13 protein-coding genes are annotated in these 22,088 nt (G+C 61.4%); 4 read left to right on the forward strand and 9 right to left on the reverse strand.

Translation table 11 applies throughout. From position 1 onward, the window contains the following. Positions 1-6 precede the first annotated feature (6 nt). The 9 genes from NUW13_03520 to NUW13_03560 form a co-directional block, all read right to left on the reverse strand. Positions 7-1,263: an ROK family protein gene (locus NUW13_03520; GenBank protein ID MCR4438094.1), complete on the reverse strand. Its 1,257-nt coding sequence runs from the start codon at positions 1,261-1,263 to the stop codon at positions 7-9. Between the two features lie 5 nt (positions 1,264-1,268). Next, complete coding sequence (locus NUW13_03525) at positions 1,269-3,143, reverse strand: family 10 glycosylhydrolase (protein ID MCR4438095.1); 1,875 nt, start codon at positions 3,141-3,143, stop codon at positions 1,269-1,271. Between the two features lie 91 nt (positions 3,144-3,234). Further along, positions 3,235-5,199 carry a T9SS type A sorting domain-containing protein gene (locus tag NUW13_03530; GenBank protein MCR4438096.1) on the reverse strand — a complete coding sequence of 655 codons (1,965 nt, stop codon included), beginning with the start codon at positions 5,197-5,199 and terminating at the stop codon, positions 3,235-3,237. Positions 5,200-5,219: 20 nt separating this feature from the next. After that, on the reverse strand, positions 5,220-5,870 hold the full coding sequence (locus NUW13_03535; GenBank protein MCR4438097.1) for a hypothetical protein: 651 nt from the start codon (positions 5,868-5,870) through the stop codon (positions 5,220-5,222). 12 nt (positions 5,871-5,882) lie between these two features. Further along, positions 5,883-6,701 (reverse strand): hypothetical protein, encoded by an 819-nt coding sequence (locus NUW13_03540; protein ID MCR4438098.1) that lies wholly within the window; start codon positions 6,699-6,701, stop codon positions 5,883-5,885. Between the two features lie 3 nt (positions 6,702-6,704). Beyond that, complete coding sequence (locus tag NUW13_03545) at positions 6,705-7,658, reverse strand: PorV/PorQ family protein (GenBank protein MCR4438099.1); 954 nt, start codon at positions 7,656-7,658, stop codon at positions 6,705-6,707. Between the two features lie 8 nt (positions 7,659-7,666). Beyond that, the gene (locus tag NUW13_03550; protein ID MCR4438100.1) at positions 7,667-9,703 is read right to left on the reverse strand and encodes a hypothetical protein; all 2,037 of its coding nucleotides are present in this window, start codon (positions 9,701-9,703) and stop codon (positions 7,667-7,669) included. Positions 9,704-9,736: 33 nt separating this feature from the next. Further along, entirely contained in the window at positions 9,737-12,640 is a 2,904-nt protein-coding gene (locus tag NUW13_03555; GenBank protein MCR4438101.1) for a TonB-dependent receptor, read from the reverse strand. Positions 12,641-12,878: 238 nt separating this feature from the next. After that, entirely contained in the window at positions 12,879-14,741 is a 1,863-nt protein-coding gene (locus NUW13_03560) for an FAD-dependent oxidoreductase (GenBank protein MCR4438102.1), read from the reverse strand. 240 nt (positions 14,742-14,981) lie between these two features. Between NUW13_03560 and NUW13_03565 the strand changes: the two genes are divergently transcribed. The 4 genes from NUW13_03565 to NUW13_03580 are packed head-to-tail and all read left to right on the forward strand — an operon-like array spanning position 14,982 to position 22,014. Then, positions 14,982-16,457: a citrate transporter gene (locus NUW13_03565; GenBank protein MCR4438103.1), complete on the forward strand. Its 1,476-nt coding sequence runs from the start codon at positions 14,982-14,984 to the stop codon at positions 16,455-16,457. Between the two features lie 16 nt (positions 16,458-16,473). Then, the gene (locus NUW13_03570; protein MCR4438104.1) at positions 16,474-18,642 is read left to right on the forward strand and encodes a hydantoinase/oxoprolinase family protein; all 2,169 of its coding nucleotides are present in this window, start codon (positions 16,474-16,476) and stop codon (positions 18,640-18,642) included. 5 nt (positions 18,643-18,647) lie between these two features. After that, positions 18,648-20,114, forward strand: coding sequence for a DUF5009 domain-containing protein (locus tag NUW13_03575; protein ID MCR4438105.1), 1,467 nt, complete (start codon positions 18,648-18,650; stop codon positions 20,112-20,114). Positions 20,115-20,121: 7 nt separating this feature from the next. Next, positions 20,122-22,014 carry a family 10 glycosylhydrolase gene (locus tag NUW13_03580; GenBank protein ID MCR4438106.1) on the forward strand — a complete coding sequence of 631 codons (1,893 nt, stop codon included), beginning with the start codon at positions 20,122-20,124 and terminating at the stop codon, positions 22,012-22,014. Positions 22,015-22,088 lie beyond the last annotated feature (74 nt).

Here is a 22,088-nt window from a genome sequence, read left to right on the forward strand (position 1 = left end):
AAAAAGTCAAGAACAAAATTTGGCCATTTGCAATTGTTGGTGGTTGCGGCTCATCACCATCGGCGGCTCAAAAATGCTCAGCAGCGCCAAGGCGATGGCTCCTCTTATGCCCGCCTCCTCTTTGAGCTTCCCCACGGCCAGCGTGCTCGCCCGGAAAGGTATGTTTGCCATTTCCTCAACCAAGATGGCCCGCACCCTACTAACCAGGTACGCCGAATGCTCCACCACTCGCCCGGACAACACGATCAGCGTGGGGTTCAACGTCTTGACCACGGTCATGCACAGGGCCGCGAGTCCATAGGCGTACTCCTCCAGACATTGCCGCACGCGGGGCTCTCCCACATCGCCAGCTTTGAGCAAAGACAGTAGCTCCATCTCCGCTGCCATTCCCTCAGGCATCGACTCCGCCAACTCATTTCTCAGAGCGGCGATCAAGTTGTGTTCCGCAAGCAGGTCGCCGAAGAAACGTTGCCCCGCATAGAGCCGGCGCATGCGTCCGGAGTGAGCCAGCATATGTCCCACTTCCAGGTAGCCGATCTCCCCCGCGTTGCCAGCCTCACCCCGAACCAGCTGGCCATCCACGATGATCCCGGCGCCGATGCCTTCCCCAATCCAGATGCAGACCAGATTCTCCACGCCCTTGCCGGCGCCGAGGAGGCTCTCACCCAAGGCCATGACGTTGACATCGTTCTCCATTACCACCGGCACGCGGTACCGCCGGGCAAAGCGCTCCGCCAGAGGCTTCTGCGCCCAGCCGCGCAGTGTGTCTGCGAAGCTCAATCTCCCCCTGCGGTAGTCCACGATTCCGGGGATGGCGATGCCAATGCTGACAAAGCGCTCAGGAGGAACCCCATGCCTGGCCAGGAGACCATCGACAGCCCGGAAGATCGCCCTGAGCACGTCCTCCATCGGCGCCTCGGCGGCATAGGTCACCTGCTCGCACCCCATCACCCTGGATTCCACGTTGCCCAACGCGACCAGCGAGCGCTGCCGCTTGATCTCGATGCCTCCTACGTAGCCGCTCTCCGGGTTGAGCTTCAGCAGAATGGGGGGCTTGCCTCCCCGGCGTGTGGTTTCCCCTTTGCCAACGGTGATGATGAAGCCGGCCCGGTCCAGCCGCGCAACGATGTCGGAGGCAGCCACCTTGGAAATGTGCGCCCGCCGCGCTAACTCATTGCGCGAAATGGGGCTGTGATCGCGCAATAGGTGCAAGAGACGAATCTCGTTGAGCTTCTTGATGAGCCTGGTGTCAGCACGCTGCACGACTTTCACCTCACCAGCACCATCTTGTGCACCACACTCTTGTCGCTCCCCTCGCCAAGAAGACAGAAGTAGACCCCGCTCGGCAGATTGCGCCCGTCGAAATGCGCCATCCACCGCCCCCCTCCTGTCAGACCCCCTCGCAGCTGAGCTACACACCTCCCCTGCACGTCGACAATGGACAGCGACGTGCCGTCAGGTGAGGCCCCTTCCACTGCGATGGCAGCGGTCGCATGAAAGGGATTGGGATAGCTACTCACCGCCAAGCCGCTACCTCGTACCCGCCGGTTCTGCGATTCAGGCACGCTGCTCAAGAACCACGCCGCGCGGTTGCTGTTGCACAACATGATGGCATCGGTGAAAAGGTAGCGGCTGCCCACACCCTCATTGGTCAGCCGCACCACGGGCCTGCTGCCTGCATGGAAGAAAAAGTCCCCAAGCTTGTGCCACCGCGCGTTGCCCGCGAGTCCTTGGTTGACCGACACCGTGTCCACGCCGCGCGCATGCATCACCTGGTAGCGAGCCTCTCGTGCCGCATTCCAGTGGTACGGGACAAATGCATAGAGCTCGTACCACCCGGCTTGCGGGATGACGGCGGAATATTCGATGGCAGCAGCTGGAGAGGCGCTGGTGTACAGGCAGCCACCGCGGAAGCCGGCGATCCCCGTGTAAACGACCCAACTGCCTGAGCGAGTGACCGTCGAATCATCTTCGTTCACGATGATGGCGGGCTGACGCCAGCTTACTGGCATAGCCGGAACCGAGGCCTGCTCCTGGTACACTCCAGCCGAGAGCGCGGGCAAATCATCGACGAGCGTGTCGTAGAACCAGATGACGTGCCCCGCGAGCCCTCGACTCCTTGTCGTCTGGATCATGGCGGCCAGCTGTTCCGTGGGCACAAGGTACTGGTCGAAAACGGACGTCATGCCCGGGTAGAAGCCCGTCCTGTCCAGAACGTGCGCCAACTGCAGGTCCAGTTCGGAGGCGTAGATGGCGTTGGAAGCGCGATAGATTTGCGGAGACACGACATCCAGATGGCGCCCGTTGATCCACGGTCGCCAGTCCTGGCAAAAGTTCTCGTAGCCGTAAGGGTAGACGATAGGGGTGCTGCTCACCGGCAGGTCTGGTCGTGCCCGCTTCAAAGAGTCGTAGGCGACGGCGATGAACGAGGTGAGCTTGTCCGCCCGCCACCTCATCCAGTGAGGGTCGCCGGGATTCTGCGGCGGTGGGTTGCCGTTGTGCTCTGCCTTGTAGAGAGCAACCGAGGCCTCATCGTATCCACAATCCAACTCTGGATACCTGATTCTGTCCAGCTGAACCCCGTCCACATCGTAGTTGCGGGCCACTTCCAAGCACAAGGCGATGAGAAACTGCTGCGCCTCCGGGTTGCAGTGGCTGAGCCATTTGTACAGGTAGTCGCCATTGAAAAGCACGCTGCCGTCGCGCCTCTTAGCGAACCAATCGGGCCTTTGCCGATAGACGTGATCATTGCTGCCTTGGCAGGCCACGAAGCCGTACTCAAACCAGGCGTGCACGTGTAGGCCAACCCGGTGCCCCTCGGCGACCATTTCTGCCAGCAGGTCCCTGCCCTCGGCAAGCACCGGATCTGTGTACAGACCCGTGAGTCGATTGAACACCTGGCTGCGGAAGTACGGATAGCCATAACGCCACACGTCCACATAGACTGCGTTCATGCCGTGGGCCGCAACATCATCCATGATCGCCGCGATTCTCTCCTTGCTCGGCACGTTGGCGCCTGCCCACGCCACCCATACACCGCGCAGCTCCCCCTGGCGGCTCCACGCGAAAGGCGCCGCCGCAACAAACACCAGCAGCCAACAGACAATTCCGGCCAGGACGCTCTCTTTCGCCTTTCTGTGCACGGTTGCCCACATGCTGTTAGTTCGACCGACTCCCTGCGCCTGCGCTGCCGCGGCCGACCATGATGCGGCCCGAGAATTGCCAGCTCACTCTCTACCTCACCAACAGCATCTTTTTGGTCGCCACCTCCTGCTCATTCACGGTGAGTCGGTACAGGTAGACGCCGGAGGCCAGCGACCCACCGTGGAAGACCACCTGATGCGTTCCGGCCTGTTGCTTCCCTTCGTACACCCTCTGAATGAGCCGCCCGCGCAGGTCGAACACCTCGAGCCGGACCTTCCCTTCCCGGGCCAAGACATACCGGATGCGCGTCTGTGGATTGAACGGATTGGGATAGTTCTGCGCCAGCTCGTGCCGCGCCGGGCGCATCGATGCTTCGTCCCCACCATAGACTCCGGTCGGCCTGCTCCTCACGTGCACCTGCGCCGTGTCGGTAGGAAAAACACCGCTGCCGAGACTGTCCACAAAGAAGTAGTGGTTGAATGCGACTCCCCTTCCCACCGGGTTGGCGTCAGGGAAGGCACAGAGCACTTCCCCAGCGGCCCCGCTCTGCGCCACGTACGCCATGAGACCCAAGCTGGTGAAGCTGTTGCCCAACCCTGCGGCGTTCCTGATGGCCGCCAGTTCCGCCAGTCTGCCGGGACCTTTGTCCGCATAGGCCAATGCTCCCTGGGACGCCATGTTGCCGTCGAACTGAGTGTGCGTCCAGCCGCTCCCCTGCCACTTGTAGATGTTGCCCACCATGTAGTCGGGCTGGTTCCACGAATCGACCATGTAGACAACGTCAGCCAAGAAAGGCAATGCCGTTACGCCCCCAGCTTGCTCAGGAGGCACTGCCGAGCCATTCCCACCGTGCGGGTCGGTGTCGAAGGCCACATAGAGCCGATTGGTCAAGGTGGGATCGATCAACGCGTGCCCCGTGATCCCGACGAAGACCTTGCCCGCAGACCAGGTCAAGTACATGTCCCTGCCGTTGCTTCGGCCCACGTGGTCGGTGGGGAAGAAGTCGTTCTTGCCGTCAATGCTCACCGTCATCGCTTCCGAGCGCGGTGTGCTGGCTTTGAGAAGCGAATCAAGGCTCAGGGAAGCAATGCTGTTGAAACCAAAGAGCGTCAGAAGAGAGTGACGCCTGCTATCATAAGACAACGAGTTCGTGGCATTCACATTGTTGATAAAAGTGGTACCGTTGTACAACAGAGGGATGGAATCCGAGTTGGCACCAAAATAGTCGAAGGTGATGGTGCCGAGCTCGTCCTCGAAGTAGCGCACGCAACGCACCGACAGTGCCCAGGCATTGGTGACGGCGATCAGCCGGTAGTTCCCCAAAAGCAGGTGCAGAATGGTCGAGGTGCCCCCTCTGGAGGCCAAAGTGTCCGGGACCACCGCAATGACCGTCCCGTCGTCGGCGATGAGTTGCGGTGGCGGGAAGCCCACATCCGCCCCGTTGATCCACACCGGTCCGCAGGGCGCCGTAGGCGAGATGCCATGGCGCGCCGCGCCAGGCATAGGCAGCGGTATGTAGTGGTCGAGCAGCAGCCTGGGTCCACCGTCATCGCGCAACACTGCAATTCGCTGATTGCCCATGCCGGAGATGTAGACGTAGCGCGGCAGCCCAGAACCTATCGCGGCAAAAGAATCCCCGTAACGACCGCCATCCAACGGGTCGTCGAAAACGAGCTCTGGGGAGGCATGCTCATCCGCATAGCGATAGATGCGCACTGTAGCACCGGGCGTGTGGAGGGGCGCACAGAGGTTGGAGGCGTAGATGGTGCCGTCCTCGGCCACAGCGACCATGTTGATAGGATAGGTCCCGCCGGCCACGATGCGGGTGTCCAGCGCGCCTACTGAGTCACCAGTTGCCGCGTTCAAGGCGACAAGGCCCACGCCCCACCTGCGTGTGGCCACCAGCACGTGGTCGCTGCTCCGGCGGTAAGCCAGCGAGCGCGTTACGTCACTGCCGGGGTTCATGTAGCGGGAGGTTGCCCACCTCACCGGGTACTGGGCTGCAACCAAGGGGGGCAAATGGAAAAGGAGTACGATGCTCATCAACCGGCGCATAATTGCCTCCTGCGTCATTTTCAGAAGAAAAAGCGCACGCCCACAGAGGCGTTCCCTGTCTGAAAACCTGATACCCCTTCGAGCTCGATGTGCGGCTGCATGGTGGGCCACAGGTCTCCCAACACCAGCCGATACCAGACTCTTCCCTCAAGTGCCATGCGGTGCCAGGTGCCCGTCTTCAACCCCAATCCCGCGCGCACGCCCCAGTTCGTGGCGCGCAACCGCCGTTCGGCAATGGCCGGCAGGTAGGGGGTCACGGTTGAATCAGCCGGCACTGCGCCGCGCACCCCGGTCCAGCGGTAGACACCACCTGACAGGAACAAGAAGGGGAACACCCGCCCGTGGTCAGTGAGTTGGAACTCTCCCACTACCAGCGCCCCCACATGCTCCAGAAGCAACTCCACTTTCCCCGCAGCATAACCGCTGAGTGCTTCGCGGCCGTACCGAGCAAACTCCAAGGCCCCTGCTACTGTCCACTGGTCAGTGATGCGCTGCCCAACGGCAACTTCTCCATTGGGCGCCGGCAAGAACCATTCGCCCAATGAACTCACGGGCGCGGAGTAGCTGAGGCTAACCCCTGCGTGCCATTGTCCGAGCTCTTGCCCCCATGCGGGCAAGGCAAGTGTTGCCGCAATCAACATAGCAGATGCGCGACGGTGCATCCCTGGCATCGGCGCTCCCCGTCAGTACTTGAAGGTCACACCAAGACTACACATCAGCTTCCCCCTTAGAGGCAGCCACCGGGACCCGTCCTCTGACAAACGGACGCCCAGGGTACGCTCCCCGCGGAGGTAGTGCACGTATGCCACTTCCCACCCGATGTCCACAGCCGACGAAGCCGCCACACGCACGCCCAGCGACGGGGCCACAAACACACTTGCCCCTTTGCGAGTTGGTGCAAAGTGCAGCAACCGATAGTGGAAGGCATAGTCCAGGTCGGCCGAGGTGGTGTCGACGTTGAAACGCTTTGTCCAGTCCTCTCGCATCTCCAGCTCTCGATAGAAAAAGTCCACGCCCACGGCGCCTGCCGCCCCCAAGTTCCATCGCCGAGTCAGGGGTACCACCTGCTCCACCCCGACCAGCAGCCGGAGCTCTTTGAGTTGCTGACTCGGATGAAATACTGCCGAGTAGATGCTGTCCGCACTCGTGTAGCGCAGCGTCTGGTTGACGTGTTGCACCTTGGCCCCAGGGAGGAAATCAATGTAGGTCTTTTCCCAGTAGTCCCAATGCCATTCGTCCAAGACATCCCGTTGCCGCAACCAGAGGTAGTCATAGCCTGCGCCTACCTTGACGTGCAGACCTCCCCACAGCCGGAAGAGCATCTGCAAGTCGCTCCCTATGCCCGCGGCACGTTCCGCCCTGGAGGCCTCACTCTGGCTGTGCACTGAACCGGCGATGCGCAGGCTCAGATCTCCCTCCTGCGCCCAGGCCCAGGACGCACCCCACGCGGCCACAAGGCTCCAGCAGAAAAACGCGAGCTTATTGATGCGCCAAGTACGCATCCCTCAAAACTCCACCGCTACCGCATACAGAAGCGCGGAATTCAGACTCGCATGTTCCATCCACCCCACGTCGAACCTCACGCCGGTCCCGAAAAGCTTGTGGCGCAACCCACCCCCGAGGCACAGCCCCTCATCCGCATAGCCGAACTTGTATCCGGCGCGCACAACGCCGATTCCCCCAAGCACCGCCTCCATGCCGAGGTGCAGTCGCTCACCGGCATCGTTCGGGTGAACGGCCTCCACCACCACCGTCAGATAGTTCTCACGCACCGACGAACCCAACAGCTCTGCCGACACCCCCATGCGCAGGGTCTGCGGCATTTTGAACTTCTCTTCGGCGTATTTGCTATCCAGACCAAAGTTGTGCAAGGAGGCGCCGATGCGCAATGTGCGAAAACCGGTGTCGTACAAGAACCCAAGGTCAGCCACCACGTTGTCTGCGCTGTAGAGATCGATGGTCTCGCGCACGTACTTGACGGTACCTCCAAAGCTGAACTTGTCCGTGAGGGCGCGGGCGTAGCTGAGGCCCAACGTATAGGCACCCGCCGAGTAGGTCCCCAAGCTCAGGTAGGAGCCGACCTGGTCAACGGTGGGGTTGGTGGTGCGTTCCATCTTGCCGAAATCGCAATAGCGCACGTGGAAACCAACGGTGCCGAACTTACCCTGGGACCAGGTCAGTGCCACAGCCTGCAGGGCCGTTTCCACGTACCAGGAGGTATGCGCCACGTGCAGCCCCCCGCGCGCACGCTGCCAGGCAATAGCAGCCGGATTGCAGTAGATGCCCTCGGCGCCAGTGTCGAAAAGGGTAGTCGCCGCCTCACCGAGTGCCAAAATCCTGGCAGACACCGGGATTTCCAGGAAAGTGAAGCCTGTGGTGCCGATCTTCTCGAACTCCTGGGCAATTGCACAGGCGCTCCAAGACAAGCAGACAAGAAGTATCCACTTTGCACTTCGCATGGGAAGCCTCAATTGATGATGGCAAACTTGCCCAGCTTGACTTCACCCTGCTTGTTGGTCACCTGGAAGAAGTACATACCGCTCTTCACATACTGGCCATAGTCGCTGATCTGGTTCCAGAACGCCACTCCGGACGAGGGGTCACGATGATGGATGGTCTTGACCAGATCCCCGCGCACGGTATAGATACGAATGGTGCACTCCTCGGAGAGATTCACAAACTGGATCAGCTTCACGTCCCCGGCAAGCTCAAATCCGGAGCTGCGATAGAAAGGATTGGGGACCACCGTCACGTGGTCGAGCTGCTTTGCTGTGGGGCGAAGCGTGGTGTAGAAAGGTTGCCGCATGCGATTGGCAAATATGGAGGACTCCAGTGGTGGCACCTGATAGCTGGGGTCCATGGCCCACGCAGGCCAGCCGTGGTCATAGCTGGTGACTGAGTAGTAGAACGCATAACCCAGCGCCACCTCAGAGTCCAGGTAGATGTAGCGCTGCGAGTCCGCGTGGAAGAACCGTGGGTCACCCACCGGGATGTCCACTAACATTTTCCATGGGCCAAACGGATATTGGCCTGAGCGATAGATACGATACCCGGCAACGTCGGGCACCCCCTGATGCGGATCAGGGACCGACTCCACCTCGCTGCCGAATGAAATCACGTTGCCCACGCGGCCGCCCTCCCGCACAGGATAAACCACAAAGCGCGGGCCAGGCGGGGGCATGGGCAGCGTGTAGTGATGCTCATAGGCGAAGCTCACGCGCTGTTCCAGGTAGGAGACTGCCGAATCCCCGGCGGCGCGGAGGTCGGTTATGGTCAGCAGGGGGTTATCCGCCCTCTCGTAGGGCAGACCCCCCACAAACTCTGCCACCACCACTTTGATAGAATCGCCCCTCGCCAAGTGATAGGGGCCCAAGGAAAAGTTGGCATAAAGCCTGTTCTGCCCCATGCGGGGGTCGGTAGGATCAGCAAATGCCTCAGACAGAAGAAGCGGGTTGGCCATGGCGGCGTACTTGCTGGTGAGGCCGGCCACGCCGAGAAAAGGGCCGGAGTGGTCGTTGGTGGGTGGAGCAGCAGACCAAGCAAAGCCGTTGATGCGATTAGCCTGCCCGCCGGTATCCGGAGATATGTGCAGGAACTTGATGCCGATGAGACCCGGCGCAAGAAAACGTGAGCGCACTGCCGGACCGCCTCGAACCGGATCATAGACCCTTTCCTGAAAGACATCAAAGGATTCGTCATTGCCCGGAGTGAGGGCAAAGTCCCCAGCCCAGGCCGTCAGCAACCGACGCTCCGGGTCCCAATCACCGTGGGTGTTCCGCGCACCCTCTGGGAAGTTGGGAAACACCAAGGACCACCCCCGGTGATTGGGAGAAAGGGCATAGGTGAAAAGCAAATAGACCCCGTTGAGGGGCTTGCGCCGCTGCATGTTCTTGACCACATACTCGATAATCACATAGTCTTCATCGGCACGAGAACCTGACCACTGCCGCACCGTGCGCCTGACCAGCACAGGCATGTTTTGGTTATCCCATGGTTGATACCAGGCACCGTTCATTTCCCACTGGGTGTCGATGACCTCCTCCGCCTCGTAGGGGTCCCGCTGCAGCCAGTAGTTGCCGTCCTGCCATCGCCTGCGGTGAATGGGCTTGCCCTTGCTGTCTTTGCTTATGAGGTAGCGGAACTGGTCGCCTTCAATACCAACATCGGTGCCGTGAGTGGCAAAGTTGTCCCATCCCCACACAGTGCCGGTATCCGTCTTCGCCGTCAGAAAGAAGCCGCCGGACAGAAGGTACGTATGATGCCCGCCGATGTTCTGCTTGATCTCCTCGCTGGCAAACCCTGGCCAGTCCAGGCCATAGGTCTTCCTGCTCCAGTCGGCCATCGGCTCGCACTCTTGCGACAAGTAGAAGGAATGCCAGAGTCGGCCGCGAGTGAGCTCGATCGTGTAGGGATTGCCCTGGGCGTTGGCCGGAGAGTTCCCTGCCGCCAGACCTGCAGCAAGAAGAATCATTGCCCGGAGTGCGCGCTTTCGCACCATTTTCACCGTGCCTCTCAACACCGCTCTACGCCCCCCGGCTCAGAACCTCAACCCCACGGACAGAAAAACTTGGCGCGGAATATTACGATAGACCTGGAAGTAGTTGTAGCGACGCACATCGCGATCAGGGGCATCGTCAGCGTCGGCGTAGGTTGCGCTTCTCAATACCCAGCGATTCAACTCCTCCGCGTCGGAGATGGGCGTCAGATGCTGGTTGTTGAAGAGATTGAGCACGCGCAGACCAAGCGTCAGAGTCACGGGTCCAAGACCCACCAGCTTTTCGGCCCGCAAGTCCGTCTGCGACTCGCTCGGGTAGCGGCGGTTGGACTCGACGGTGTGTTCGTACTGGTACTCGGGCGACCAGTAGTACGGCAGGCCACTCCGCACCATGAGGACCAGCCCTATGGATATGCGCGCCAGAGGGTGCAGGCCCAGTACCTTGACGCCACCACCCGCGCCGATGGCGTAGGTCAGAGCACCACTGAACCGGTGCGTGCGGTCCTCAGGGGAAAGGTAGTCGCTCGCCGAGTAGCTGTACTTCTGCTCCAGCTCAGGCGTCATGTCCGGTGCCTGAAGGTAGACTCCGTGGTAGCCGTAGTTGCCTTGGCTGAGTGTGTAAGAGAGGCGATAGCTCCATCTGCCAGTTGGACGATTGGCGAAACTGACCTCCACGCCGCGCGTGCTCCCATACCCCCGGTTCTCGTAGCTGATGTAGCTCCCCTTGAGGTCTCCCGGTTTGTTCTGGCTGCCGGTAGCCGCCTTGATGTAGGCCGGCGCAATTTGGTACTTGAGGTCGTTGTAGTAGGTCACCACGTCCAGCTGGTGGGTATCCCACAGGTTCTGCTGCACGCCGACCTCGTAGTTGATGCTCAGTTTTGGCTTCAAGTTGGGGTTCCCATAGCTACCCCATCCGTTGTAGGTCTGGTTGTCCAGTGCCTGATTGATGGTGGGCATGGAACGGAAATGGCCGTACTGAATACGGAAGGCCGTCTTGTCGCCGATAGGAAAGGAGATGCCTGCCCTGGGGGAAAAGGAGACGAACGTCTTTGAGGGTTCCCACGCAGGAGTGCCGATGCTTGGGCTTCCCAAGGCAGGATAGAAGACGCTGTATTTGTCCTTCGGCACGTCGGCCCCAAAGTTGTACGCCTCCACGCGCACACCTATGTTGGCAACCATGCCGGCGAACTCCAGTTTGTCTTGAACGTAACCAGCAGCGTACCAGCTCTTGGCCTTGTAATTGGTGGCAAACCCGGTACGCCAGATAAAGGCCGCCACACAGAGCGAGGAGGAGGCATTGTAGTCTTGGTCCATGAGCCACGCCTCTATCCCCGCCTTGAAAAGATTCGTGGTGCGAAACTGGCGGGTAAGGCTGAGGCGGGCTTCATAGTAGCGCGTGAGAGACGCTTGGTTGTAGAGGCTGGACCAGGTGTAGTACTCACGGTATTTCTCGTTCCACGGCCCGCGGTCCTCGAGCTGCCGGTCTGCTGGGTTCGGGTGCAGCTGCACGTCCTTGTCGATACCAGGCGTGGGCGTCTGGTATGCGTAGAGGATTTCGTTCTGGTAAGTGAAGGTGGCCTCCAAGAAGACGCGCGAGGAGAAGATGTGCTTGTAGTTGACGCTTTGTGCGAACACCGATTCTTCCCGGGGGGAATCGTAGATCAAGGTGTACTTGCGCTTGGCCCCGTAACTTCCCCACAAGCCGGCCCATCGCACGTCTTCTGAACCGGAGCCCATGCCCCCGTAGAAGTGTTGATAAAGCGTCGTGGACCTGAAGTGGTGTTGTGGATTCGGCTTAAACGCCAGGACGATGGAGCAGTTTGCCAGACGTTGCACTTTCTCCCGCGTGGGCAGCCGTGTGGGGTTGTTCTTTATCTCACCGGTCAGGAAGAAGTTCATCTTGTTCGCCTCTCTCCCCAGTGGGCCCCCAAAGCTGAAGAGGTACCGCGTGTAGGGATACTTGCGGTAGTCGTAGACGCCGAGGATGTTGTCGTCCGCAGGGGTGTGATTGCGCACCCAGAGCCTATAGTTGCGCTGCGCCTCCTCCATGTTCACCGCGCCGGTGTTATCTTTGAACTGCGGCTCCTTCAACCAGTTCTCGAACAAGCCCCACTTGCGCCATTCGAACTGATCGTGGGAGTAGAGATAATCGCCCCAGTGGTACTGGCCAGCCGGTCGGTATTCCACCTGCAGGGCGCCAGAAAAGCGCGCTCCTCCCTCTTTGGTCACCACCTTCACGACACCCGACTGGGCGTTCCCGTACTCGGCATTGAAGCCCCCTGTAATCACCTCCATCTGGGCAACGGCCAGCGGGTTGATGTCGTACTTCCAACTGTTCTCGGACTTGCCGCCGGTACCGTAAGCCGGCACACCCGTGTTGGTCACCATGCTGGTGATGCCATTCACCGAGTAGTTGATCTCGAAGGCGCCCCCGCCGCGGATGCTGATTGTGCCGTCAGGATTGCGGCTGATGCCAGGAGCAAGCTCTAAGACGTTGCGCAGCCCCTCCACCGGCAGGTTCTGCACGTCGCGACCGTCGTAATGGACAGCGCTGGCCGTCTTATCTGCCTCGACGATGGGCCTCTCTGCGGTGACGGTTACCGACTGCCCAAGGTCAAGCACCGTCGGAGTCATTTTCACATCGACGCGCGCCGTGCGGTCGATGCGCACCTCGACGCCGTCAATGCTGACCTTCTTGTAGCCGAGGTAGAAGACCTCCAGGCGATGGCGTCCAGGGGGAACGTTGAGGATCACGTACCAGCCTTTCGCGTCGGTGGCTGCGCCCATGTAGGTGCCCACGACCACGACGTTCGCCCCCGCCAATGCCTGGCCGCTTTCCGCATCCACCACCTGGCCGGTGATCTTACCCGTGAATTGGGCGTGACTCCCCACCGGGAGAAAGGCTAAGGCGAGGTACCAGATGCTCCGGCTTCTGCGCAGGCTCACGCGAGGCTCCCAGGTTAGTAAAGACCTTTAACTATCCTAAGATAACTCTTTGCTGGCGAATTGTCAAGCAAAATCTGTCGCAGCGCACGATTTTTTGCCCTCGCGACCGGAGCACCTCTGTGGCAACCCGTCAAAGGGGGGAAACAAGGAGGAAAAGGCCGTACTCCGATGGCCAGTGCCAGGAGTCGCACCAGTTCATTGCGCTGCCCCAGTTCGCTTGCGCGCGAAGTAAATCCCCCTAAGAGCTAGGTTCAGGGAGCAACGAAACCGGGTTAGCAGCGAAGGGGTCCAGGGCCTTGTCCAAAAGGTACGCGAATTCCGCCCGAGGCATCGGCTCACTCAATCGCTGCCCGGAAGCAGCCAGAGCTCCGCGCAGCCAGCCGCGTTCCCCGGCCAGCGCAAGACCCCGGGAAACCTCTTCGGAGAGGCCCTCGGGCCCTTCGGCAGCGTCGCCACTGAGCGGGATAGGGTGGCCCAATGCGCGACAAATGAGCCCCAGCACCTGGGCGCGCGTAAGGACGCGATGTGTGGACAACGGTGCGAGCAGGCTGCCAAGGTCGTCGTGCAGCCGGGCATTGAGCAACGCCAGGTGCGCATCGGGCAGTTCCACCGGCGCTTCGGGCAGGAAGAGCATTTGGTTAGCCCAGCCGGACGGCTTTGGCATGGCGCGCATCAGGCCACAGACCCCCACACGTTGCACCGCGTCGAAAAAGGGGTTCTCGCGCGGGCAGTCGGTGAAGGGCATGAGGTAGCAGCCATGGCGAAGGAGTGTCTCCTGCAGGGCCCGGACAGCAAGCTGACGAGGCTGACACTGCCGCAGCACACACAGCGCGGCCGCGGCACCGGCAGCTTGCCCCACCAGCATCACCACCGGCTGCAACCTCGTACACCCGTTCACAAGATGCGTCACCGAGATTGTTTTTTCCGCCACCAGCAGCCCATCTATTTCCTCGGGCACCAAACAGCCGTACGGCACGGTGAAGGCCGGGATCTCGGGAAATGTTTCTTCGACCCTGACCGGGCAACGGGCATGGTGGTGGTCCAAAGGATAGTCCCCGACCGCAATTCCTGTCTTGTAGAGGGGCCTGCGCCCCTGGTTGTAGGGATTGACCAGATCCAAGGTGGTGAGGCACACCACACCACGCACTCGTCGCGCCTCGCGGTTGTAAGGGATCAACGGCAGACGGTCGCGGGTGGGGAACTCATCGTCAGCCAAGCCCAGATGTCGCCATCCGAGATGCTTCTGCACGAAGCAAATCCAGCCCAACGTGGTCCGCTTCGCCTGCTGTAGGAGGACGCGGCGCATCGGGCGAGGCAACTCCACCACGTTGAGATAACAATCGTTGCCGTGCACTGGCCAATTGACCATAAATTTGCGGCCCGGCAGTCGTCCATAGGAGAGCATGCGCCCACAGTCGGGCGCGTCCGTTCCTTGCCCACCGAGCTCACGGCAGGTGCCCGTGTAGAGCTGCTCATCGTAACCCCTGGGCTTGCCCACGGTACGATCATGGCCCTGGCCGTAGTCCTTCAGGATGGCCACGTAGGTGAGGTCTTGGATAAAGGGGTCCGGGGCTTCGGGCGCGCCGGGCTCTCCTGTTTGTGAGCGAGCATCCCGCCCGAGGTCATAAGCGCAACCTGCACCCGCCAGCACATCGCCGTATTCGGTGGCATCGATGGTGGCCGTGGCCCTGATGGTGAGAAGCTCACCGCGGCGATTGGCAAACTGCACGCCCTGCACCCGCCCGCGCCTGGTGAGGACTCGCACCGGCCAATAGCCATGGGTTACATTGATGCTGGGCTCCGCCGCAACCATTCGCCTGAAGATGGCCTCTCCCACATGGGGCTCGAACAGTGTGTTGCTCACCCAGCCAGTGGCCACCTCTTGGGGACCGCCGTAGTGGTCATAGAGATGTTGGCGGAATTCGCCCCAGAGGCCAGAAGGCAGCAGGTGATTTCCGTCTACGGCGCTCACGCCGGCAGCCGTCAACATCCCGCCCAGCCAGGGGGTCTCTTCCACAAGGGCGACTTTGACCCCGAGGCGCGCCGCCTGGATCGCCGCGCACACTCCTCCGGTACTGGCCCCGACCACCAACACGTCCACCTCTAAGCGCGCCTTCCCTTCAGGAGGACCTGAGCTTGTTGTTGGCTTCGCAATCCCTCTGGAACCGCACACGGGATACCTCGCTTCTCTTGCGTGCTCAATATACAAAAACGGCCCGTGCAGCGCAACCGATTTGCGCGGCCACGGCGGGCACGAGTTTTTTTCTCACTTGCAACAGGGGAAAAAAGATGCTATATTTGAGCACCACATACGAAAGCACTCGCACACGGTCCTGCAGCGATGGAAACCCTCAGAGTTCTCGTTGTCCTCTTCCTCTTTGTAGTCTTCGCCGGAGCGATGTTCCTCCGCAAGCTCCCCGCGCTCATCTGCCTGCCCTGCATGGCTTTTCTCATCCCGCTGGTCGCGGGACTCAACGTCGCAGACGTGGTACAGTTTGTGGTGGGTGAGGGGGCGCTTCGCCTCCACAATGCCTATACGGTCGCCCTCTTCGGGAGCATGCTCAGCGTGTTGCTGCAAAAAACTGGGGTCGCCGATAGCCTCATCAAGAAAGGGGCCGAACTGGCTGGCGACAGCCCGTTGGTCGTGGCCCTGACGATGCTGGGGCTCATCACCCTGCTATTCACCGCCTTGGGGGGCCTGGGCGCAATCATCATGGTGGCGACGGTCGTCGTACCCATCATGTCATCTGTGGGCCTTGGACCCCTCACCATCACCGGCGTCTTCCTCATGGGCATCAGCATGGGCGGCTTGCTGAACGCAGGCAATTGGGCAGTCTATCGCGACGTGCTCCAACTGCCAGTGACCGAGATCCGTTCCTTCGCCCTGATTATGTTCTGTCTCACCTGTGTGGTCGGTGTGGCCTACACTCTTGTGCAGGTGCACCGCGACGGACATCAATTCGGCCGGCGCAGCATTCTTACGCTGGTCCTCGTCCTCCTTTGCCTCATGATCGGGCTTGTGGTGGGCTGGCATTGGCTGCCACCCGACCAGCGTTCATCCATGCTTGCGGCCTTCCGCACCGCTGGCAAGGTGCTTGAGGGCTTCATCGCCGGCCTGATGGCCATCTCCTTCGCTTGGGGGCTATGGCGAACGCGCCGGGCCAGACGGACAGCGAACCCTGGACTGTTTTGGGGAGCCTACCTCTCGCCCTTGGTCCCCCTTTTCCTCATACTTTTCTTCAACACTAACTTTGTTGCCGCCTTCGTATGCGGCTTGGTGTACGCGTTCGTGTGCGCCTACCGGCCAGGAGGGGTGAATGTGCTGGTGCGGAGCGTGCTTGATGGCGGAGCACTGGTGATGCCGGCTGTGGCCTTGATGCTTGGCATCGGCATGCTGTTGAACGGCATCATGGGCCCTGGCGACACATGGCACGCTCGCCAGCTCGGCGAATGGCCAGTGCTGGCGTTGCTGCGGCCTTACATGACGCGCCTCATCCCGTCTTCTCCCCTCTCCTACGTGCTGCTGTTCGGTCTGGCCGCGCCCCTGGCCTTGTACCGCGGGCCACTAAACGTGTGGGGGATGGGCTACGGACTGGCTGCAGCATTCATGGCCAGCGGCATGATGCCTGGCGCCATGATGGGCGTTCTGATGGCCGTGGGGCAAGTGCAAGGCATCAGTGACCCCACAAACACGCACAACGTCTGGCTGGCAAATCAGATGGGACAGGACGTGCAGAAGGTGCTATGGAACACCATTCCCTACTCGTGGGCCGTAGCCTGGATGGGACTGGTGGCAGCGAGTGTGCGCTTCATGTAGCACGGACAGACAACGCATGGACCGCAAGCGCAGAATCAAGATCGGCATCGACGTCGGCGGCACCTTCACCCACGCGGTGGCGGTGGACACCGCCAGCTTTGAGCTGGTGGGAAAAGCCTGCGTGCCCACTACGCACCAGGCAGCGGAGGGCGTCGCCAAGGGGGTGGTGGAATCGCTGGAACGGCTGATGACAACTGCCGCCATCGACCCCAACGAGGTGGTGCTCATTGCGCACTCCACCACGCAAGCCACCAATGCCCTCCTCGAGGGGGATGTGGCGCACGTGGGCATTGTGGCCATGGGCAAGGGGCTTGAGGGACGCATCACCAGTCGGCAGACGCGAGTGGATCGCATCCTCTTGGCACCGGGAAAGTACCTGCCGGTCAGCCACACTTACTTGGACGTTTCCAAGCCCCCGGAGCGGCGGACGGTGCAGCAGGCGGTGGCCGACCTTGTGGCTCAAGGCGCCCAAGTGATTGTGGCCAGCGAGGCCTTTGGCGTGGATGACCCGCGCAATGAGAAGCTGGTGGCAGAAATAGCACAGGAGATGGGCTATCTGGCCACCGCGGCCACCCACATCTCGCGCCTCTATGGGCTCCGCATCCGCACCCGCACCGCAGTCATCAATGCCAGCATGATGCCGGTAATGCTGGAGACGGCCCGCATGACCGAGGAGGCCTTGCGACGCACCGGCATCAAGGCCCCATTGATGATCATGCGCTCCGATGGCGGCATCATGGATGTCAACGAGATGCGCCGGCGGCCCATCCTCACCATGCTCTCGGGGCCAGCGGCAGGGGTAGCTGCTGCCTTGATGTACCTCCGCATCTCCGACGGCATCTTCGTAGAAGTCGGCGGGACCTCCACGGACGTCTCGGTTATTAAGAACGGGAAGCCGCAGGTGAGGAGCGCCCAGGTCGGCGGCCACCGGCTCTACGTGCGCACCTTGGATGTGCGAACCGTGGGCATTGGCGGTGGCTCTATGCCTCGGCTGCGCGGCAATGAGATCGTCGACGTCGGACCGCGAAGCGCGCACATTGCTGGCCTGCAGTACATGGCTTTTGCCGTGGAGGACGACTGGGACGACATCGAGTTGCAGCGTATTCGCCCACGGCCAGGAGACCCGGACGACTATTTGGCGGTGCGCAAAAAGGGGCATCACCAGCCCTGCAGTACGCTGACCACCACGGGAGCGGCATATTTCCTGGGAACAGTTCCCGAGGGGCATCGTATGAGCATCAATGCGCGCGCCCTGCAGTCGTTCTTCACCGTGTTCGCCCGCCACATGCAGGCCGACGCTCGTCAGCTGGCGAGGCGCATGCTCACCCTGGCCACCGACAAGTTGCTTCCCGTGGTGCGGGGGCTCATGCGCGAGTACAAGCTGAGCCCGGAGATCGTCCAGCTTGTGGGCGGTGGCGGCGGCGCCCCGGCGCTGGTTCCGCCGCTTGCCCAAGGCCTGGGACTTTCTTATGCGCTTGCGCAGCACTGCGAAGTCGTCTCGGCCATCGGCGTGGCGCTGGGTATCATCCGGGATGTGGTGGAGCGAACTGTGCTCAATCCCACGGAAGCCGACCTCATCGCCATTCGGCAAGAGGCAGTGCGCTCGGTGGAGGCCATGGGCGCGGTGCCCGAGAGCATCGAGGTGACCGTTGAAGTTGACATGCGGAGTAAGCGGGTGACCGCGGTCGCCACAGGACAGAGCGAGTTCCGCACGCGCGCCATGGGCATCGCTCCATTGACCGAGGCAGAGTTGCGCGCGATCGCCGCACGTTCAATGCGCCTGCCCGCTGCGCAAGTGGAGCTTCGCGGCCGCACCGCTTTTCTGGCCGTGTTTGCCGGCCGCCGCTCGGCGCGCCGCCGCTTTGGCCTCCTGCATAGGGAAACGCACCCGGTCCGGGTGCTGAACCACGAGGGGGTGATACGCCTGCGACTTCAGGATTGCGCCTCAGTGGTGGCAACCACCGTGCAGGAGGCCAAGCCCGTGGTGGCCAGCCTGATAGAGAGCCTGACCACCTACGGCGACGCCGGGGGTCTTGTTCCGGACCTGTACGTGCTTCTTTCCGCCAAGATTATCGACATGACGGGCTTGACGCAGGAATCGCACATCAACGCCGTGCTGGAGATTGAGCTTCAGGGGTTGCCGCCGCAGGAGCCACTGGTCATTCTTGCCACGCGAAAGAGGTAGCCGGCATGAACACGTCGATTCAGTCGCCTTCTCCGAGCACTTTCTCGTCCTCGCCCCACGGTGCCTCGAGTGGCCGCGTCTTGTCGTTGGACGCTCTGCGCGGCCTGGCCATCCTGGCAATGGTTCTCTCTGGCATCATCCCTTACGGGGTGCTGCCGGCATGGATGTACCACGCGCAACTACCCCCTCCTACCCACAGCTTCGATCCGACGCGCGCCGGCCTCACGTGGGTGGACCTTGTGTTCCCTCTCTTTCTGTTCTCCATGGGCGCAGCGATACCTCTTGCCTTGACGCGTCGTCTTGCGGGTGGCACGCCTATCCGGACGGTACTGCTCAGCACAGCGGAACGCGGCTTCTTGCTGGCATTCTTCGCGATCTTCTTGCGTCACGTTCGCCCGCACGTTCTCAACTCGCAGCCAACCGCTGCCACCTGGGGTCTTGCTCTGGCAGGCTTTGCCGTGATGTTCCCTTTGTTCGCACGCCTCCCCGCGCACTGGCCGCGGTGGCAAAGGGGCGCCCTTCGCGGCGTGGGCTGGTTAGCAGCGGCGGCTCTCTTGGCCGTGCTCCGTTACCCCGATGGAAGCGGCTTCTCCCTGCACAGGAGTGACATCATCATCTTGGTCTTGGCCAACGTAGCAGTCTCCGGCTCGCTGGTCTGGTTGCTCACGCGTAATCGTCTGCTCCTTCGTCTTGGGGTGCTCGGCATCCTGTTGGGGCTTCGTTTGGCATCTGCAGAGCCAGGCTGGGTAAAGTGGCTGTGGCAGGCCACGCCGGCGCCCTGGCTCTACAAGCTTTATTACCACCAGTACCTCTTTGTGGTCCTGCCAGGTACGATTGCCGGCGATCTGTTCCTCCATTGGACAAAGAGCCTGCAGCAGGGACATGCGGGAGCGCAGGCGTGGAACACCCTGCGCAGCGGCGCTCTCGTGGGGACGATCCTCGGCGTGCTCATTGTGTCGCTGGTGGGGCTGCAGGCAAGGTGGCTCTGGCAGACGACGCTCGTGGGCCTTGCCCTTTGCGTGGGAGTTCTGTTGCTGAGCAGGAACGCCACTTCCGAGCACGAGGTGCTCCTGAAGCGACTCCTCCTGTGGGGAAGCTACTGGTTCCTGGCCGGCCTCGTGTTTGAGCCATACGAAGGTGGCATTAAGAAAGACCATTCGACGCTCAGCTACTACTTTCTCACCACCGGGCTGTCCTTTTTCTTGCTGGCGGCCTTTGTGGTAGTCATTGACATCTGGCGCGAGCGGCGTTTCGTTCAGCTATTGGTCGCCAACGGCCAGAATCCGATGATCGCCTACGTGGGCATGGCCAATGCCATGTGGCCTGTCTTCGCTCTCACGCGCGCCGACAAACTGCTCGCGGCTCTCACTCCTCGGCCGTGGTTGGGCTTTCTGCGGGGCGTAGGCTACACGCTGTTGCTGGCGCTGATGGTGAGCTGGCTTACCCGGCGACGAATCTACTGGCGCACGTGAGGTACACATGCGCAAAGTTCTCTCCCACCTGCTCATGCTCCTTCTCCCCTTGTGCGTCAACGCGCAGCCAGGGCGCGAGCTCCGCGCGGTCAAACTGACCAACGTGGACAGCTATGTCTTGTTTGACGATGGCGAAATTGCGCGCGCCATGGACTTTTTGGCTGCGCACAATTTCAACGTGGTCTTGCCAGTGGTCTGGAACGGGCATGGGGTGGACGGCGTGTACACGCTCTATCCCAGCGCGGTGATGGAGAGGCTATTCGGCAAGGCCATGTACCCACTCTTTTCTCCTGGTCGGGACCCCTTGGAACGTGTCGTCATTGAGGCCCACCGCAACGGCATGGAGGTCTGGCCGTGGTTCGAAATGGGCTTTTCCTGCTCCTACTCCCAGGGCGGCGGGTACATCCTGCGCACTTTTCCGGAATGGGCCCTGCGCGACAACAACGGGGCGCTGGTGGTGAAGAACGGCTTCGACTGGATGTCGGGCATCAACCCCGAAGTCCAGGGGCTGTTCTTGGCCCTGGTGAGCGAGATAGTGGACCGCTACGATGTGGATGGTATCGAGTTTTCAGACCGAATCCCCGCCATGCCTGTTGAGGGCGGCTACGACGTGGCAACTGCCCAGCTTTATGCCCAGGAACACGGAGGCAGCGCACCGCCCGCCAACTACCGCGACCCTGAGTGGATGCGTTGGCGCGCGCAAAAATTGACTGCGTTCTACAGTGCCGTGCGCGATTCGGTGAAGCGCCGCAGCACGCAGCTCATGGTCTCCTCAAGCCCAAGCGTCTACCCGTGGGCCTACCAGGAGTACCTGCAGGATTCGCCCACCTGGTTCACCAGTGGCATCGTCGATAACCTCATCCCCCAACTGTACCGTTACACATTTGCCGAATATCTCTACGAGCTGAACAGCTCCCTGAGCTACGTTCCTTCGGCGATGAGGGACCGTTTCTTCGCCGGGATGCTCATCTACCTGCGCGGCGAGAACTACCTGATCGCCCCTGGGTATCTTCTGGACGCGATCCAAGCCAATCGTGCGCGTGGCGTCATGGGAGAGGCGCTCTTCTTCTACGAAGGGCTACGGCAAAGGAACGGTGTGCTGGCGGACACTTTGCGGGCAACGGTCTATGGCGAATCGGCACAGCCGCCGCATCGCGGCGAAAGCGTGTGGCGTCCGCCGGCGCTGGTCGTACATGAGGACGACGCCAGTGCCAAGCGAATCGGGACCTGGGAGCAGACGACGGCATCCGGCTACCGCGGCAAGGCGCTCCTGCACCGGGACACCTCCTACGCAGCTGTGGAATACGAATTCGAGGTGCCGGCGAGCGCCTGGTACCACGTGTTGGCTTTCATCGTCACCGGCACACTAACCACCGATCGGGCGCGCTTTTCGGTGTACTCGGCACACGACACCTCGGTCCATGTGCTTTCGCAGCGCGGTTACCTGAACGCAGGGTGGCGCCGTCTGCGTTCGGCTTACTTGACCGCGGGCAGGCACACCGTGGTCAAGCTCGATAACCACAGTGTCTTGCCCGGCGACCTCATCGTTGCCGACGCGACCATGATTATGGTCGACCGCAAGCGGTCCCCGGAGGTTGTGTTTACAGGCACTCCCTCTTCCCATGATCGGCTCATGCCACGTGCAGTCCGCCTTCGCGTCTACCCCAATCCCGCCCACGATGCTGCGACAGTCTTCCTTGAGGTGCCTCACGCAGGAGAGACCGCGGTCACCGTGTACGACCTGCTTGGAAGGCAAGTCCTCGAAGTCCTTCCCGGGCACCTGCCTCCGGGCCAACATTCGCTTCGCCTGCGCCTCGACCATCTGCCAAGCGGCCTCTACTTCTGTCGCGTGTGCACAGCCGAGTCCAGCGCCGTGACGAAGCTCCTCTTGACCAGATAGCCTGCAGCGACCGTCTCATTTGCCCGCGCACCTGGGCGTAGGTGCGCGCCACGCGCCCTGGGCGAGAAGGCGCC

It is taken from the genome of candidate division KSB1 bacterium (genome assembly GCA_024655945.1).
Lineage (GTDB): Bacteria > Zhuqueibacterota > Zhuqueibacteria > JANLFK01 > Oleimicrobiaceae > Oleimicrobium.